This is a genomic window from Vreelandella malpeensis, from assembly GCF_020622355.1.
In the GTDB taxonomy this organism is placed as follows: domain Bacteria; phylum Pseudomonadota; class Gammaproteobacteria; order Pseudomonadales; family Halomonadaceae; genus Vreelandella; species Vreelandella malpeensis.
This window is the reverse complement of record NZ_WHVL01000002.1, coordinates 540,810-555,529: the sequence shown is the minus strand read 5'-3', so window position 1 is coordinate 555,529 and position 14,720 is coordinate 540,810. Positions and strand designations below refer to the sequence as shown.

At 66.1% G+C, this 14,720-nt stretch carries 13 protein-coding genes; 2 read left to right on the top strand and 11 right to left on the bottom strand.

The window, feature by feature from the left end; all coding sequences use genetic code 11:
* The first annotated feature begins 68 nt into the window (after positions 1-68).
* Positions 69-926, top strand: coding sequence for an ATP-binding protein (locus GEV37_RS07860; RefSeq protein WP_227389674.1), 858 nt, complete (start codon positions 69-71; stop codon positions 924-926).
* Here GEV37_RS07860 and GEV37_RS07855 read toward each other — a convergent pair.
* From GEV37_RS07855 to GEV37_RS07845, 3 genes are all read right to left on the bottom strand, one after another.
* Positions 923-1,537: a hypothetical protein gene (locus GEV37_RS07855; protein ID WP_227389673.1), complete on the bottom strand. Its 615-nt coding sequence runs from the start codon at positions 1,535-1,537 to the stop codon at positions 923-925. The two genes, GEV37_RS07860 and GEV37_RS07855, sit on opposite strands and share 4 nt — an antisense overlap.
* 102 nt (positions 1,538-1,639) lie before the next feature.
* Positions 1,640-2,530, bottom strand: a complete 891-nt coding sequence (locus GEV37_RS07850; protein WP_227389672.1) for a sucrase ferredoxin — start codon at positions 2,528-2,530, stop codon at positions 1,640-1,642.
* A gap of 7 nt (positions 2,531-2,537) precedes the next feature.
* Complete coding sequence (locus GEV37_RS07845) at positions 2,538-3,383, bottom strand: ABC transporter ATP-binding protein (RefSeq protein WP_227389671.1); 846 nt, start codon at positions 3,381-3,383, stop codon at positions 2,538-2,540.
* A gap of 200 nt (positions 3,384-3,583) precedes the next feature.
* Between GEV37_RS07845 and GEV37_RS07840 the strand changes: the two genes are divergently transcribed.
* Positions 3,584-5,752 carry a TonB-dependent receptor gene (locus GEV37_RS07840; protein WP_227389670.1) on the top strand — a complete coding sequence of 723 codons (2,169 nt, stop codon included), beginning with the start codon at positions 3,584-3,586 and terminating at the stop codon, positions 5,750-5,752.
* On the opposite strand, the gene GEV37_RS07835 is transcribed toward GEV37_RS07840, so the two are convergent.
* From GEV37_RS07835 to ispG, 8 genes are all read right to left on the bottom strand, one after another.
* Positions 5,749-6,732: a FecCD family ABC transporter permease gene (locus GEV37_RS07835; protein WP_227389669.1), complete on the bottom strand. Its 984-nt coding sequence runs from the start codon at positions 6,730-6,732 to the stop codon at positions 5,749-5,751. The genes GEV37_RS07840 and GEV37_RS07835 overlap by 4 nt on opposite strands.
* Positions 6,729-7,730, bottom strand: a complete 1,002-nt coding sequence (locus GEV37_RS07830; RefSeq protein ID WP_227389668.1) for a FecCD family ABC transporter permease — start codon at positions 7,728-7,730, stop codon at positions 6,729-6,731. Before GEV37_RS07830 ends, GEV37_RS07835 begins: the two co-directional genes overlap by 4 nt.
* Positions 7,724-8,755: an ABC transporter substrate-binding protein gene (locus GEV37_RS07825; protein WP_227389667.1), complete on the bottom strand. Its 1,032-nt coding sequence runs from the start codon at positions 8,753-8,755 to the stop codon at positions 7,724-7,726. The genes GEV37_RS07830 and GEV37_RS07825 overlap by 7 nt, the downstream gene beginning before the upstream one ends.
* A 154-nt stretch (positions 8,756-8,909) precedes the next feature.
* Positions 8,910-10,313 carry a ribosome biogenesis GTPase Der gene (der, locus tag GEV37_RS07820; protein WP_227389666.1) on the bottom strand — a complete coding sequence of 468 codons (1,404 nt, stop codon included), beginning with the start codon at positions 10,311-10,313 and terminating at the stop codon, positions 8,910-8,912.
* A complete protein-coding gene (gene bamB, locus GEV37_RS07815) occupies positions 10,310-11,518 on the bottom strand; it encodes an outer membrane protein assembly factor BamB (RefSeq protein WP_227389665.1) in 1,209 nt (402 codons plus the stop codon). Before bamB ends, der begins: the two co-directional genes overlap by 4 nt.
* Positions 11,518-12,171, bottom strand: coding sequence for a YfgM family protein (locus GEV37_RS07810; protein WP_227389664.1), 654 nt, complete (start codon positions 12,169-12,171; stop codon positions 11,518-11,520). Before GEV37_RS07810 ends, bamB begins: the two co-directional genes overlap by 1 nt.
* A gap of 75 nt (positions 12,172-12,246) precedes the next feature.
* Positions 12,247-13,542 (bottom strand): histidine--tRNA ligase, encoded by a 1,296-nt coding sequence (hisS, locus tag GEV37_RS07805; protein WP_227389663.1) that lies wholly within the window; start codon positions 13,540-13,542, stop codon positions 12,247-12,249.
* Positions 13,543-13,596: 54 nt separating this feature from the next.
* Entirely contained in the window at positions 13,597-14,712 is a 1,116-nt protein-coding gene (ispG, locus tag GEV37_RS07800) for a flavodoxin-dependent (E)-4-hydroxy-3-methylbut-2-enyl-diphosphate synthase (protein ID WP_227389662.1), read from the bottom strand.
* Positions 14,713-14,720 lie beyond the last annotated feature (8 nt).

The window sequence follows — 14,720 nt, the reverse complement described above, 5'->3', positions numbered from 1 at the left end:
GCAGAAGCCGTGTTCGAGATGACGGTCCAATGTCGGTATTTTTAGCATAACTCAACGAGAGGGCAAGGATGGACGCCGAATTAACCCAACGACTCACCCGGCTGCTCGACCACGTCGAGCACTGGCTTCCCCCGGCGCCCACGCCGGTGGACTGGGAAACCCATACCGCCGCGCTGTGGCAGCGCCATCCGCTCGGCGGCCACTTGGTGCCGGTACCGGTGCGTGATACCACCACGCTCGATGACCTGCTCGGTATCGAGCGCCAGAAAAAGGCGCTCGTCGACAATACCCGGGCGTTTTTGAAGGGACTGCCCGCCAACCACGCGCTGCTGTGGGGCTCGCGCGGCAGCGGCAAGTCGTCGGTGGTGCGTGCCTTGATCAATACTCTGGGCCATGAGGGCCTGCGGCTGATCCAGGTGGACCGCCACGACCTGGCGAGTCTTCCCCGGCTGGTCGAGACGCTTCGCCACGCACCCCAGCGCTTTGTGGTTTACTGCGACGATCTCTCCTTCGAGGGCAATGACGATGCCTACAAGGCGCTCAAGAGCGTGCTCGATGGAACGCTCACCGGCCCGCCGGAGAACGTTTTGATCTACGCCACCTCGAACCGTCGCCACCTGCTGCCGGAGTCGATGGCAGACAACGAAGGCTCCAGGCTGGTCGGCGAGGAGCTGCATCACGGCGACGCCGTGGAGGAGAAGATTTCGCTGTCGGACCGCTTCGGGCTGTGGCTCGGCTTTCACCCCTTCGACCAGGCCACCTATCTCGAAGTGTGTGCCCATTGGGTCACAAGCCTGGGCGGTGAGGGCGCCTGGGAGGAGGCCGCCCGGGAGGAGGCGGTTCGCTTTGCCACGCTTCGCGGCGGGCGCAGCGGGCGTACCGCCTGGCAGTTCGCCGCCCAGTGGGTCGGGCGGCGTGGCCTTTAACGTACCGGCGTGAGCTGACCGTCCTCGCCGACGTTGAGGCGCAGGGTGGGCGTGAGCAAGCCGGCGGGCAGCGTCATGCCGAGCCCGCGCAGATTCCCCGGGGTGATCGCCAATTCGCTGCCGGCGGGCAGCGAGCCGTTCGACGCCAGCTGCCGGGCCAGGTCGATCATCGGGCTCAGGCGCTGCGGGTCGGTGGCCAGCACGTCGAAGGAGACCGGCAGGCGCAGGTTGGCGCCGTCACCCGGCGTGAGCGAGACGTCTTCGTTGTAGCGCCCGGAGACCGGGTCGACGCCGGGCATGTCCAGCGTCCAGTTGAAGCCGGCCATGTTCACCGCCGGCATGCCCGCCGGAAGCCCCAGCCCCAGTGCCATGGTGGCCTGCACCGGCAGGCTTCCCGCGCCCAGACTCGAGGCGATCAGGCTGGTCAGGTCGGTGGTGTCGAGCCCCGCATTCAGGTTGTAGGGGCCGATGCGCACGTTCTCGACCCCCAGCGAAGTCACCGCCAGGCGAAAGGCGAACAGCCCGGTCTGTGGCAGGGCCAGGCAGCCCGACAGAAGGCTCGCCATGGCAAGCAGCGTCAACCAGCGCCAGCGGCGCGCAAGAGTCAGCATGAACGTCCCTCCAATCGGGGCGAAAGATGAGGCCAAAGGTCAAAACGCGGCTATTTGAGAGAGGAGCGGACGCGTTGTCAACTGGTTTGAGTGTCGCGCGGCTCAGATGTCGACGCGCGCCTGCCAGACCAGGCTTTCGGTCGGGCCCTGCGCCAGGTCGGCGCAGGTATCGACGCGCAGGATCGAACGGGCCCGACAGTGCACGGTGGCGTGGTAGGGCGGGGTATCGAGCTGCCAGCGCATGATGCGTTCGCGCTCGTCGCCATGGTCGTCGATCAAGGTCGGCGCCGTCAGGGCGTGGGCCTGTTCCAGGTGTTCGAGCAGCGCCACTTCGGCGCACTGCTGAGCGGGGGAGAGCGAGGAGTTGCCGCGGTAGCCGGGCAGGTAGCGCTGGCCTGATGCCTCGCTTTGCAAGAACGCGAGCGCTTGATCCGGCGCGATGCGTCCGTACTTGCGTACCGGCGAGAGCACGATGAGGCTCGCCGCCAGGCGGCAGCCGCCCAGATGGCTGCTCTCCCATACTTCGAAGGGGAGCTCATGCTCGGCAACGGCCTGAGCCAGTGCCTTGAAGGTCTGGTAGCCGTACTTGGCGCAGCACTTGTCTTTCTTGGCATGCGTGCAGCACAGGATCAGGTCGTGAGCGAGTCTCGGCTCTTCCCAGCGGGCCAGTGAGTTTCCCGTCTGCCAAGCGTCGAGAAACTCGCCAAGCGCGTCTCTTGCCACCGTGAAACGACGCCGTTCCGGCATCAAGAATATTCGATGCCGAGTGGCCTCCATGCCAGGCTGCTGGATCAGGTTCACCCGCCGCCCCGCCGCGGCGATAGCATCCAGCGTGACGCCGATTTCCGAGGGCATGTCGCTTGCGTGGCGAAGATTTCGCTGCCACTTCGCCCGAGGCCAGCTGACAAGCAGGTGCCGTTCGACGTGGGCAGCACTGCCCGGCAACGGATCGTTCTGCTCGCGGCTCAGCTGGGCGCAAAAGACAGGTGGCATGTGCATCTCACGTGACGCTCGAAAGCGCGGAGGAAACGGTGGTGCGGGGGTGTTCGAAACGACGCGGCAGGCAGACCGGCCGTCCGCTTTCGGGGTCCAGCATCACTTGCGCGTCGAGTTCGAAGACCCGCTGCAGGGTATCGGCGGTAAAGACCTCTGCGGGGGCGCCGTCGGCCACGATGCGCCCCTCGCGCAGCATCACCAGATGATCGGCGTAGGCCGCCGCCAGGTTGAGGTCATGCAGCACCAGCAGAAGTGTATGGCCGCGTTCGTGGGCCAGACGCGAGAGCAGCTCCATGAGCTCTACCTGCACCTTCAAATCGAGAAAGGTGGTGGGCTCGTCGAGCAGGATCACGTCGGTCTGCTGGGCCAGCACCATGGCGATCCAGCAGCGCTGACGCTGCCCGCCGGACAGGGCATCCACCGGGCGGTCGGCGAACTCGCTCACCCGGGTGTAGTCCATCGCCTCGCGGATGGCCTGGGCATCGCGTCGAGCGTCCTTATGCCACCACCTTTGATGGGGAAAGCGGCCCATGCCCACCAGTTGTTCGACGGTCAGCCCCTCCGGGGCCGCAGGCCCCTGAGGAAGAAGGCCCAGCCGCCGAGCCACGTCCCGGGTGGCGCACCGGTGGATATCCTTGCCATCCAGATGGACGTGGCCCGCCTGGGGCGCGAGGGTGCGCGCCAGGGTCTTGAGCAGCGTCGACTTGCCGCTGCCGTTGGGGCCGAGCAGCACCGTGAGCTTGCCTTCGGCCACGGCGATGTCGACGCCATCGAGCACCGTGCGGGTTTCATAGCCCGCGCTCAGTGCCTCACCCACGAGGCGAGGGGATCGAGAGTTCGTGTCGGACATCGACGAGCCTGCCAGGAATCAAACACGCACCGTAGGATAAAACGTTCTCATTTACAACGTCCTCTCGTCGTCGGAGCGCTGATGGCCGATCCGATATCTCGAACGCGGCGTTGCTCAAGCATGGACCTCCGACTGACACATATGCATAATATAATCATTATCATTTGTTTATGATAATCGATATTTATCAGGGGTAGCTCGTGAATTTTCAAGAGGATAAGAAGAAGATGCGCTGTCAACATCATCGCGCGCGCTGGCAAACCGCCACTCTGGTTGGCCTGATGGCCGCTTCCCAGGCTCAGGCTCAGGAGCAATCGAGACCGACCGGCGACGTGAACCGCGACCAGGTCGAACAGCCCGTGGTCGTCACTGCCTCGAGAACCAGTGCCACCAAGGAGGACTCCCCCCAGACGGTACGCGTCATCACCTCCGAGGAGATCGAGCAGCAGCTCCAGCTCACCAGCGACTCCTCGCAGATACTCAGCAATCTGCTGCCGTCCTACTCCCCCAGCCGCCAGAAGATGAGTGGCAGTGGCGAGACCCTGCGCGGACGCAGGCCGCTGATCCTGATCGACGGCATCCCGCAGTCCAATCCGCTGCGTCCGACCGGTCGCGAGGCGCACACCATCGATTTCTCCATGGTCGAGCAGATCGAGGTGATCCAGGGTGCCAACGCCACCAATGGCATCGGCGCCGAAGGGGGTGTCATCAACCTGGTGACCCGACGCCCCGAACCTGGCTCCTTCAACCAGCATGTCGAAGCCCAGGTCACCACGCCGACCCGCGAGCTGGACGGCGACACGCTCAGCTATCGCACCACCTACGGCGTCAGCGGCAACAGCGGCGATGTGGACTACCTGTTCTCGGCGAGCTTCGAGGACCAGGGCCTGTTCCTGGACGGCAACGGCGACGCGGTCGGCGTGGACAATACCCAAGGCGATCTGATGGATGCCCGCTCCTTCGATATCCTCGGCAAGCTCGCCTACTGGTTCGATGACGACCAGCGCCTGCAATTCACCCTCAATCACTACGACATCGAAGGCCATAATGGTTACCTGAGCGTCACCGGCGATCGGGACAATGGCGTGGTGACCACCTCCCGACGCGGCACGCCAGAAGGCGACGCCCCCTACAATCGGGTATGGACGACCGGCCTGAGCTACGACCACTATGACCTGGCCGGCATGCACCTGAGCGCTCAGGTGTACTATCAGGACTACAAGGCGCTGTTCGGCGCGGACAACTCGGCCACCTTCCAGGACCCCGCCTTCGCGCCGGCTGGCACGCTCTTCGATCAGACCCTGGCGACAACCTCGAAGTACGGTACCAAGGTGTCCCTGAGCCGTGATGACCTGCTCGACGAGCGACTGAAGCTGACCGGCGGCTTCGACACCTTGTTCGATGATACCGAGCAGTACCTGTACCAGACCGACCGCACCTACGTGCCGCCGGCCAGTTACATCGATCTTTCACCCTTCCTGCAGGCGGAGTTCGCGCCGGTGGATTCGCTGCTCTTGTCGGCGGGAGTGCGCTACGAGTACGCCAAGCTCGATATCGACGATTACCAGACGCTCTATACCCGTAACGCGGTGGACGTGGAAGGGGGCTCGCCGAGCTTCAACGAGACGCTCTACAACCTGGGAGCGGTGTGGAAGCCCGTCGAGCACTGGAGCCTGTTCGCCAACTACTCGGAAGGCTTCACCATTCCGGACGTGGGCCGGGCGCTTCGCAGCATACAGCGGCCAGGGCAGTCCGTGGACAGTATCGAGAACCTGCGCCCCATCGTCACCGACAATGTCGAGACCGGCCTTCGCTACGACGATGGGCGCCTTGCGGCGGAGCTGAACTACTATATCTCCTCGTCGGACTTCGGCAGCCGACTCGTCGAGCGCGACGACGCCTTCTTCATGGCCCGCCAGGAAACCGAGATCAAGGGCCTGGAGGCAGCGGTCGGCTACCGCTTCACCGACCAGCACGCCGGACGGCTCTCGTACTCACGCATGCGCGGACGCTACGACAGCAACGACGACGGCCACCTGGACGCCTCGCTTTCCGGCATCGACGTCGCCCCGGATCGCATGGTGGCGAGCGTCTCCTCCGACTGGACCGATAACCTCTCGACCTTCGTGCAAGCGAACTACGCCATGGACATGAGCTTCGACGAGCCCGAGCGTGAGTTCGACGGCTACCTGCTGATGGACGCCGCCGTCGGCTATCGCCTGCCCGTGGGTCAGATGAACGTGGGTATCTCCAACGTGCTCGACGAACAGTACGTCACCTACTACTCGCAGAGCGCGCTGGTGAACGACGAACGCTACTTCGCCGGGCGCGGACGCACCCTGACGCTGGGCTACCGCCTGGACTTCTAGCGGGTCGGGCGCGTTCGAAACAGCAGATAGACGAAAAACGGTGCCCCGATGCCCGCCACGAAAATGCCGGCGGGCAGATCCTTGGGCAGGAAGGCGACTCGGCCAAGAAGGTCGGCGTGAAGCACGATCATCGCCCCGACCAGTGCCGACGCCGGAACGAGTCGCGCCGCACTGCGCCCCACCAGCCTTGCCGCCAGGTGGGGCGCGATCAATCCAACGAACGAAAGCCCGCCGGCAAAGGCGACCGCCGCGCCGGCCAGCGCCACGCTGCATCCCAGCAGCACCAGCCGGCTTCTCAACACCGCCACGCCGAGCCCGGTGGCCACGCCATCGCCCAGTGCCAGCGCGTCCATGTGTCGGGCAAGCCCCAGACTCACGGGCAGCACCGCGGCAAGCCAGAGCGTCATCTGTCCCACTGCCGGCCACTGCGCGGCATAGAGACTCCCGGTCAGCCATACGTAGGCCGTCATGGCGGCGGTATCGTCGCTGAGCACGATCAACAGTGTGGTACCGGCGCTTGCCGCCGCCGCGAAGCCGATGCCCACCAGCACCAGGCGAATGGGGGAGAGCCCGTTGCGCCAGGCCAGGGCGAACACGACCAGCGCCGATGCCAGCGCCCCCGACAGGGCGGCGAGGGGCAGCCAGGCCACACTCAGGGTCGAGCCCGCCAGCGCCAGAAAGGCGACCGCGGCGAAGGCAGCGCCACTGGTGACGCCGATCACGTCCGGTGAGGCAAGGGGGTTGCGCACCAGCGCTTGCAGCAGCGCGCCCGCCACGGCCAGCGCCGCACCCACCGTCACGGCGAGGGCGATGCGCGGCAGGCGCAGCTCCCAGACGATGAACGCGATATCGCTGTCGGCCGGGGCGAGCAGGGCGTGCCAGACCGCCCCGGGCGAGGTCGCAAAGCTCCCCAGGCATAGCGAGAGCGCCACGCTTGCCACCAGGGCGAGCACCAGCAGCGTGAACCGCCCGGCGATCATCCGTTCACCTTGCGTCGGGCGAGGTAAATGAAGAATGGCGTACCGACCAGCGCGGTCATCACGCCGACGGGGATTTCCTGGGGCGGCATGACGAAGCGCGCCGCCACGTCTGCCACCAGCAGCAGTACGGCCCCGAGCAGCGCGCAGCCGGGCAGCAGCCAGCGATGATCGACGCCGAACACCGCGCGCGCCATGTGCGGCACGATCAACCCCACGAAGCCGATCATGCCCGCCAGCGCCACGGCACTTGCCGCCAGCACGACCACCACCAGCCCCAGCGCCAGCTTGACCCAGGCGACGCTGAGCCCGAGCCCTGCCACTGCCTCGTCCCCCAGCAGCAGGGCATTGGCGTGACGCACCAGCGCCATGCAGCCGATGGTGGCGCCGAGGTACAGCGGCAGCAGCGGTATGACCAGTGACATTTCTCGCCCGGAGACCGATCCCGCCAGCCAATAGAGCACGCTCTCGAAGCTTTGCTGGTCGATGACCAGAAGTCCCTGGCTCAAGGAGACGAACAGCGCCGTGACCGCCACCCCGGCGAGCACCACCCGCAGCGAAGCGGCCTGGCCCTGAGTGCCGCCGCACAGAAGCACCACCAGCGCCGCCGCCACGCAGGCGCCCGTCAGTGCCGCGCCCACGAGATGGGCCGGGGTGGTGGCGGGCAACAGCGCGACGGCCACGACCACGAAGAACATGGCACCGGCGTTGATGCCGAGAATGCCCGGCGAGGCCAGGGGATTGTGCGTCAGGGTCTGCATCAGGGCGCCGGCGACGGCCAGGCTTGCGCCGACCAGCGCAGCGATGCTCGCCCGGGGCAGGCGCTCGGTTATCACTACCAGATGCGCGATTCTCGTCGGGTCGTGGTCGAAAAGCGCGGTGTACAGGGTGGCGAGAGGCATCCGTGTCGTCCCGAGCCACAGGCTCATCACGAAGGCCGCCACCAGCAGTGCCGTGCCCAGCACGATCCCCATCGCCCGGGTGAACGTGCCGGTCAGCATGCCTTTCGCCCCTCGCCGATGGGCGCATCGCTCTCGGCCCCGGACGAGCAGGCGCTCGAGGGCGCGGTGTCCGACAGGGCGGGGCCATGATCCGTCAGCGCGTAGTGGCGATACACGTCGTCCAGCATCGCGTTGGCCGCGAGGATGCCGCCACCCATCATCCAGGCGATCGGGTCGACCTCGAAGACGCGCCCGCCTTGGGCAGCGTCGAGGCGCTGCCACAGCGGGTGAGAGGTCCAGGCGCGGTAGTTGTTCATGATGGCGTCATCGGGCTCGAGCAGCACGAAAAGCACGTCGGCGTTCAGCACGGGAATGCTCTCCTTGCTGGTGAGCTTCATGCCCCAGCCATGGGTGCGCAGGGCCTCGGGCTGCTCGAAGCCCAGCTCGTCGAGGATCGAGCCTGCAAAGCCCCCGGTGTAGATCCGCGCGTGATCGCTCTTGAACCGCACCACCGCCACGCGGTGGGGCCAGGCGTCGCCGAGGCCGAGCGCCACCTGGCGGCGAAAGTCGTCGACCCGGGCCTGCCACTGGTCGAGCAGGCGTTCGGCCCGGGCCTCTCGGTGAGTGGCGCTCGCCACGCGGCGCAAGGTGGTCTTGAAGTCATAGACGGTCTCGACGACGCTGCTCGGCGCGATGACGTCGAGCAGCGGCTCGATACGCTCGTGGCGAAAGCGCGACGCGATGATGGCATCCGGCGCCAGCCAGGCGATCTTTTCCAGGTTGGGCTGGGTTTCCAGTCCCACGTGCTCGACCCCGGCCAGTGCCTCGCGCAGGTAAGGGTACATCGGCGGCTCGAGCCAGGCGTCCACCACGCCGACCGGGGTGACGCCAAGGGCGACGGCGCTGTCCGTCGCACCCTGGTAGAGCGTGACGATGCGCGGGGACGGATTATTGGCAAGTGCAGGACCAACGAGCAGTGACAGCAGAAGGGCGGCGAACCATGACGCTCGCTCGCCGGTCAAGCGCGTTCGGCGCCCGGACATCATGCAGCGGTCGACGCCCGGGAGCTCGACGCCCAGGAGCATAGCCGGCAGCCTCCAGCCGAATTCGAAAAGAGCGCGATGATGGCACGACGCTCCATTGAGTGCAAATCGTTATCACTCGTATCGAGAGACAAAAAAATGCCCGGCGACGTTGCACCGGGCGTTTCATCGATAAAGCCGCTCGCTTGAGCGTCTCCTAGCGGCGCTTCTGGCGCGCTTCCTTGGTGCGGTTGAGCTCGCGCTTTTTCGCCTTCTCCTTGTCGCTGGCGCCCGCCATGTTATCGAACGGGTTGTCGCCGGAGCGGAACTCGAAGCGCATGGGGGTACCGCGCACCTTGAGTACCTTGCGGAAGGTGTTGGTCAGGTAGCGCCGGTAGGCTTCCGGCAGGGAGCTTGTCTGGTTGCCGTGGACCACGATGATCGGCGGGTTGCTGCCCCCCTGGTGGGCCATGCGCAGCTTGATGCGTCGACCGTTGACCATGGGCGGCGGATGCTGGCTTACCGCGTCCTGCAACAGCGTGGTTAGGCGGTTGGTCGACCAGTGGGCGTTGGCGGCCTCGAACGCGCGCTCGATGGAGGGGTAGAGATCGCCCACGGCGGTGCCGTGTAGCGCCGAGATGAAGTGCAGCTCGGCGTAGTCGGCGAAGCCCAGGCGGCGCTTGATCTCGGCGCGCATCTTCTCCTTGGCCTCGGTCTCGAGCCCATCCCACTTGTTGACCGCCAGCACCAGCGCGCGGCCGGTGGTCAGCACGTAGTCCAGCAGGTGCAGGTCCTGCTCGACGAGCCCGCTTCGCGCGTCCAGCACCATGATCGCGACATGGCACTCCTTGATCGCGTCCAGCGTCTTGATGATCGAGAACTTCTCCGCCACCTCGCGCACGTTCTTGCGCCGGCGCACGCCGGCGGTGTCGATCAGCACGAAGGGCTTGCCGCGCCGCTCGAAGGGGATCTCGATGGCATCGCGGGTGGTGCCCGCCTCGTCGAACACCACCACGCGGTCCTCGCCGAGCAGGCGGTTGACCAGGGTCGACTTGCCGACGTTGGGGCGCCCGATCACGCCGATGCGAATGCCCTTGGAGCCGGTATCCGCCGGAATGTCGGCGTCACGCTCGGGGAAGGGCTCGAGCACGAGGTCAATCAACTGCGAGACGTTGCGCCCGTGAGCCGCGGCGATCGGCCAGGGATCGCCCAGGCCGAGTCCCCAGAAGTCGCCCATGGCCGAGTGCTCTTCCAGGCCGTCGGTCTTGTTGACCACCAGCCAGGTCTTCTTCTGGTTGACGCGCAGGTGATTGGCGATCGCCTCGTCGGCGACGTTGAGCCCGGCGCGAGCGTCGACCAGAAACAGCACGATATCGGCCTCGTCGATGGCGGCCAGCGACTGCTCCGCCATGGCCGCATCGATGCCCTCCTCGTCGCCGCTGATACCGCCGGTATCGATGACCGTGTAGGCCTTGTTACCGAGCAGTCCGTTGCCGTACTTGCGGTCGCGGGTCAGGCCGGGGAAGTCGGCGACCAGCGCGTCTCGCGAGCGCGTCAGACGGTTGAACAGGGTCGATTTACCTACATTGGGTCGACCCACTAGAGCAATGACGGGTGTCATGGAGAAATTTCCAACGTTTGCAGCCGGCCGTTGTTGGCCTGTACGTGAAGGGTTCTGCCTTCGCTGACCGGGCGCAGGCTGATGCCGGACTTGTGGATCCGGGTACGGCCGACGATCTGGCCCTCGCGGGCGTCGATCAGGTGCAGGTAGCCCTCGAAGTCACCGACCGCCAGGCGTCCGTCGGCAAAGGCCGGAGCAGTCAGCCAGCGATCCTCGAGGTCGTTGTTGCGCCAGAGTTCCTGGCCGCTGGAAGCGTCCAGGGCCACGACCTGGCTGTCGTCGGTGATCACGAACAGCGTGTTGCCGACCAGCACCGGGGTGTGACGGCTGGAGAGGTTGGTCTCCCACAGCACGCCGCCCTGGGTCGCTTCCAGCGCGACCACGCGGCCGTTGTAGCTGGTCACGAACAGGCGGCCGTCTGGGCTCAGTACCGGCTGGCCGGCGAGGTCGACGAGGCGCTCGACTTCGCTGCGACCGCGTGGGGTGGCGATCTGCTGCTCCCACAGCGGCTGGCCACTGCGGTTGTCGAGGGTGGCGAGGCGCCCGTTGGCCAGGCCCACGAAGGTGACCGGGTCGATCACCATGGGCGTGCCACTGCCACGCAGAGTCAAGGCCGGCTGGGAACTGGTGTAGACCCAGCGCTCGGCGCCGCTGGCGCGATCAAGCGCCGTCACCTGGCCGTCGATGCTCTGCACGATCAGAAGCTGCTGATTGGCCTGAGGGGCGGCCAGTACTTCGCTGGAAACCCGCGAGCGCCAGTTGACGCTGCCGTCGCTTTGATCGATCGAGATGACTTCGCCGTTGCGCGTGCCTAGATAGAGCTGGCCGGCAATAGCGTTGAGCGCGCTGGAGAGCGGCGTGTCGAGGTCGATGCGCCACTGGCGGTTGCCGTTTTGCGCGTTGAACGCCATCACCACGCCCTGGGCATCGGCGGCGAACACGGTGTTGCCTTCCCGGGCGGGCTCGATGGGATAGCGGGCGCGGCCCAGGCCGTCGCCAACGCTTTCCCGCCAGACGCTGTCGATGGAGGTGGTCGCCTCGAAGCTTTTGAGCTCCTTGGGGGTGTAGGCGGGCTCGCCCTTGCTGGCGCAGCCGGCGAGCAGCGCCAGCGCGGCGGCACCCAGCGTGACGCGCAACCAGGCCTTGGCGAAGGTCGGTTTTGAAGCCGGTTTCAAGGACGTGGAGTAGGATAAACGGTGTGTCATCAGGAGGTCGCCTCCTCGGCGCCAAGGTCGTCTAACTTCAGCTGCAGGCCATAAAGCGACTGGCTCTGCTCGTCGGCGGCCAGCGCCTCTTGCCACGCCTGCCGGGCGTTGTCGGTGTCGCCGAGTGCGGCGTAGGCATCGCCGCGCACGTCCAGGCGCTGGGCGGTGAGCGCATCGACGAAGGGCTCGTCGAGAAGCTCGAGAGCGCGTTCGGGGTTGCCGTCGGCGATCTCCACCCGGGCCAGACGCAGCCAGGCCAGGCTCTTGATGTAGTCGCGCTTGGAGTCGGTGGCGCGCTCGAGGGCCTCGCGGGCGCCGTCCAGGTCCTCCTGGCCCACGGCCAGACGCGCCTGCATCAGAAGCGCCAGGTCGGCGTAGAGCGTACCGCCGTGATCGTCGCCGATCTCGTCGACCAGGCGCTTGGCGGTATCGTACTGCTCGGCGTCGAGCGTCGGCGCCGCGCTCAGGTTGATCAACTGCTGGTAGCGCACCGACGCCGCCGCTGACTGGCCTTCCCGGTAGTCCTGCCAGGCGTGCCAGCCGAACACGCCCGCCGCGGCGATCACCACGCCTGCGATCAGCGAGGTGCCGTTTTCCTTCCACCAGCGCTTGATCACGTCAAGCTGCTCTTCTTCGCTTCTCAGATCCGCCACGGGCGGGCCTCCTTGTACGGGCACCGGCGCAAGGCCGGTGCGTCTTGGTCAATGCCGCAGGCGTCGCCTGGGGGGTTATCGGGTCAGCAGCTCGGGCAAGATCGTGGCAAGCTCGCGCTGATTGATCTGGCGCTGTTCGCGGTCGTCGCGCAGAAACTTCACCGTGACCGATCCGCTGGCGACTTCGTCCTCGCCGAGCAGCAGGGCGATACGCGCCGAGCTCTTGTCCGCCTTCTTCATGCGGCTCTTGAAACTGCCGCCACCGCAGTGAAGTGTGAGCGCAAGCTCGGGCAGCTCGCTGCGCAGCCGTTCGGCCAGGGTCAGCGCCTCGGTGGTGGCACTATCGTCCAGCGCCAGCAGGTAGACGTCGCTTCCACCGAGTGCTTCACTCGGCACGAGCGCCAGGGTGTCGAGCAGAAGGATCAGCCGCTCGATGCCCATGGCGAAGCCTACCGCCGGCGTGGGCTTGCCGCCGAGCTGCTCGACCAGGCCGTCGTAGCGACCGCCGGCGCACACCGTGCCCTGGCTGCCCAGCGCCGTGGTGGTCCACTCGAACACCGTGCGCGAGTAGTAGTCGAGCCCGCGCACCAGACGCGGATTGATCACGTACTGGACGCCGGCGGCCTCGAGCATGCGCTTGAGCGCTTCGAAGTGCTCGCGGGATTCATCGTCCAGGTGCTCCAGAAGCTGCGGGGCAGCATCGAGCATCGCGGCCATGTCCGGGTTCTTGGAGTCCAGGATGCGCAGCGGGTTGCTCTCGAGCCTGCGCAGCGAATCCTCGTCGAGCAGCGCCCGGTGCTCGTTGAAGTACGCCACCAGCGTCTCGCGGTAGGCAGCGCGTGCCTCGAGCGAGCCTAGTGAGTTGAGCTCCAGGGTGACGTGCTCGGAAAGCCCCAGCTCCTGCCACAGCCGCGCCGAGAGCAGGATCACCTCGGCATCGATGTCCGGGCCGTCGAAGCCGTAGGCCTCCACGCCCACCTGATGGAACTGGCGATAGCGACCCTTCTGCGGGCGCTCGTGGCGAAACATCGGGCCCTGGTACCAGAGCCGTTGGGTCTGGTTGTAGAGCAGGCCGTGCTCCATGGCGGCGCGCAGGCAGCTTGCCGTGCCTTCCGGGCGCAGGGTGAGGCTGTCGCCGTTACGGTCCTCGAAGGTGTACATCTCCTTCTCGACGATATCGGTCACTTCACCGATCGAGCGAGCGAACAGTGCCGTCTGCTCGACGATAGGCATGCGAATCTCGTCGAAGCCGTAGCGCTGCATGAGCGTGCGGACCTTGGCTTCAAAAAATTGCCAGCGAGGACTATCGCTGGGCAACAGGTCGTTCATTCCACGGATCGCTTGGATCTTCTTGGCACCGGACTTGCTCAATGCGAACTCCTTATCGGTCCGGGCGGTCTCGCTCGCCGCCCATCGTCCACGTCCTCACACGCTCTTGGTGATGAGGGCGTCCTGTTGCTGTTGCTTGAGGCGAATCTTCTCGCGAATCAATGCCTCGAGGTCGTCGACCAGGTGTTCGTTGCGCAGCTTGCTCGCGGGCTTGCCGTCGATGTAGACCAGGTTCGCAGGCGACCCGCCGGTCAGGCCGATGTCGGTCTCCTTGGCTTCGCCCGGGCCGTTGACCACGCAGCCGATCACCGAGACGTCCAGGGGCGTCATGACGTCCTCGAGGCGCTCCTCGAGCTGGTTCATGGTGCTGATGACGTCGAAGTTCTGGCGCGAGCAGCTGGGGCAGGCGATGAAGTTGATGCCCTTGGCGCGCAGCTTCAGGCTCTTGAGCATGTCGAAACCGACCTTGATCTCCTCGACCGGGTCGGCGGCGAGCGATACTCGAATGGTGTCTCCGATGCCGTCCATCAACAGCATTCCGAGGCCGATCGAGGACTTCACGGTGCCCGAGCGCAGTCCGCCGGCCTCGGTGATGCCTAAGTGCAGCGGCTGCTCGATGCGGGTGGCGAGATCGCGGTAGGCGGCGACCGCCATGAACACGTCAGAGGCCTTGACACTGACCTTGAATTCCTGGAAGTCGAGCCGATCGAGGTAGTCGATATGACGCATGGCGGACTCGACCAGCGCCGCCGGGGTCGGCTCGCCGTACTTCTTCTGCAGGTCCTTCTCGAGCGAGCCCGCGTTGACGCCGATGCGAATCGGAATGCCGTGGTCACGGGCGGCGCTGACCACTGCCTTGACGCGGTCCTCGCGGCCGATGTTGCCCGGGTTGATGCGCAGGCAGTCGACGCCGAGCTCGGCCACGCGCAGGGCGATCTTGTAGTCGAAGTGGATGTCCGCCACCAGCGGCACGTCGACCCGCGACTTGATGCGCCCGAAGGCCTCGGCGGCGTCCATGTCCGGCACCGAGACGCGCACGATGTCGGCTCCGGCCTTTTCCAGCTGCTGGATCTGGCCGACGGTGGCGTCCACGTCCAGCGTGTTGGTGTTGGTCATGCTCTGCACGGCGATGGGTGCATCGCCGCCGACCGCGACCTTGCCGACATGGATCTGACGGGAGGCGCGGCGTTTGATTGGAGAAGGGGCGTGCATAAGACGGG

Coding starts and splice junctions, on each gene's coding strand:
- GEV37_RS07860 (WP_227389674.1), top strand. CDS start 69: ATGGACGCCGAATTAACCCAACGACTCACCCGGCTGCTCGACCACGTC.
- GEV37_RS07855 (WP_227389673.1), bottom strand. CDS start 1,537: ATGCTGACTCTTGCGCGCCGCTGGCGCTGGTTGACGCTGCTTGCCATG.
- GEV37_RS07850 (WP_227389672.1), bottom strand. CDS start 2,530: ATGCCACCTGTCTTTTGCGCCCAGCTGAGCCGCGAGCAGAACGATCCG.
- GEV37_RS07845 (WP_227389671.1), bottom strand. CDS start 3,383: ATGTCCGACACGAACTCTCGATCCCCTCGCCTCGTGGGTGAGGCACTG.
- GEV37_RS07835 (WP_227389669.1), bottom strand. CDS start 6,732: ATGATCGCCGGGCGGTTCACGCTGCTGGTGCTCGCCCTGGTGGCAAGC.
- GEV37_RS07830 (WP_227389668.1), bottom strand. CDS start 7,730: ATGCTGACCGGCACGTTCACCCGGGCGATGGGGATCGTGCTGGGCACG.
- GEV37_RS07825 (WP_227389667.1), bottom strand. CDS start 8,755: ATGCTCCTGGGCGTCGAGCTCCCGGGCGTCGACCGCTGCATGATGTCC.
- der (WP_227389666.1), bottom strand. CDS start 10,313: ATGACACCCGTCATTGCTCTAGTGGGTCGACCCAATGTAGGTAAATCG.
- bamB (WP_227389665.1), bottom strand. CDS start 11,518: ATGACACACCGTTTATCCTACTCCACGTCCTTGAAACCGGCTTCAAAA.
- ispG (WP_227389662.1), bottom strand. CDS start 14,712: ATGCACGCCCCTTCTCCAATCAAACGCCGCGCCTCCCGTCAGATCCAT.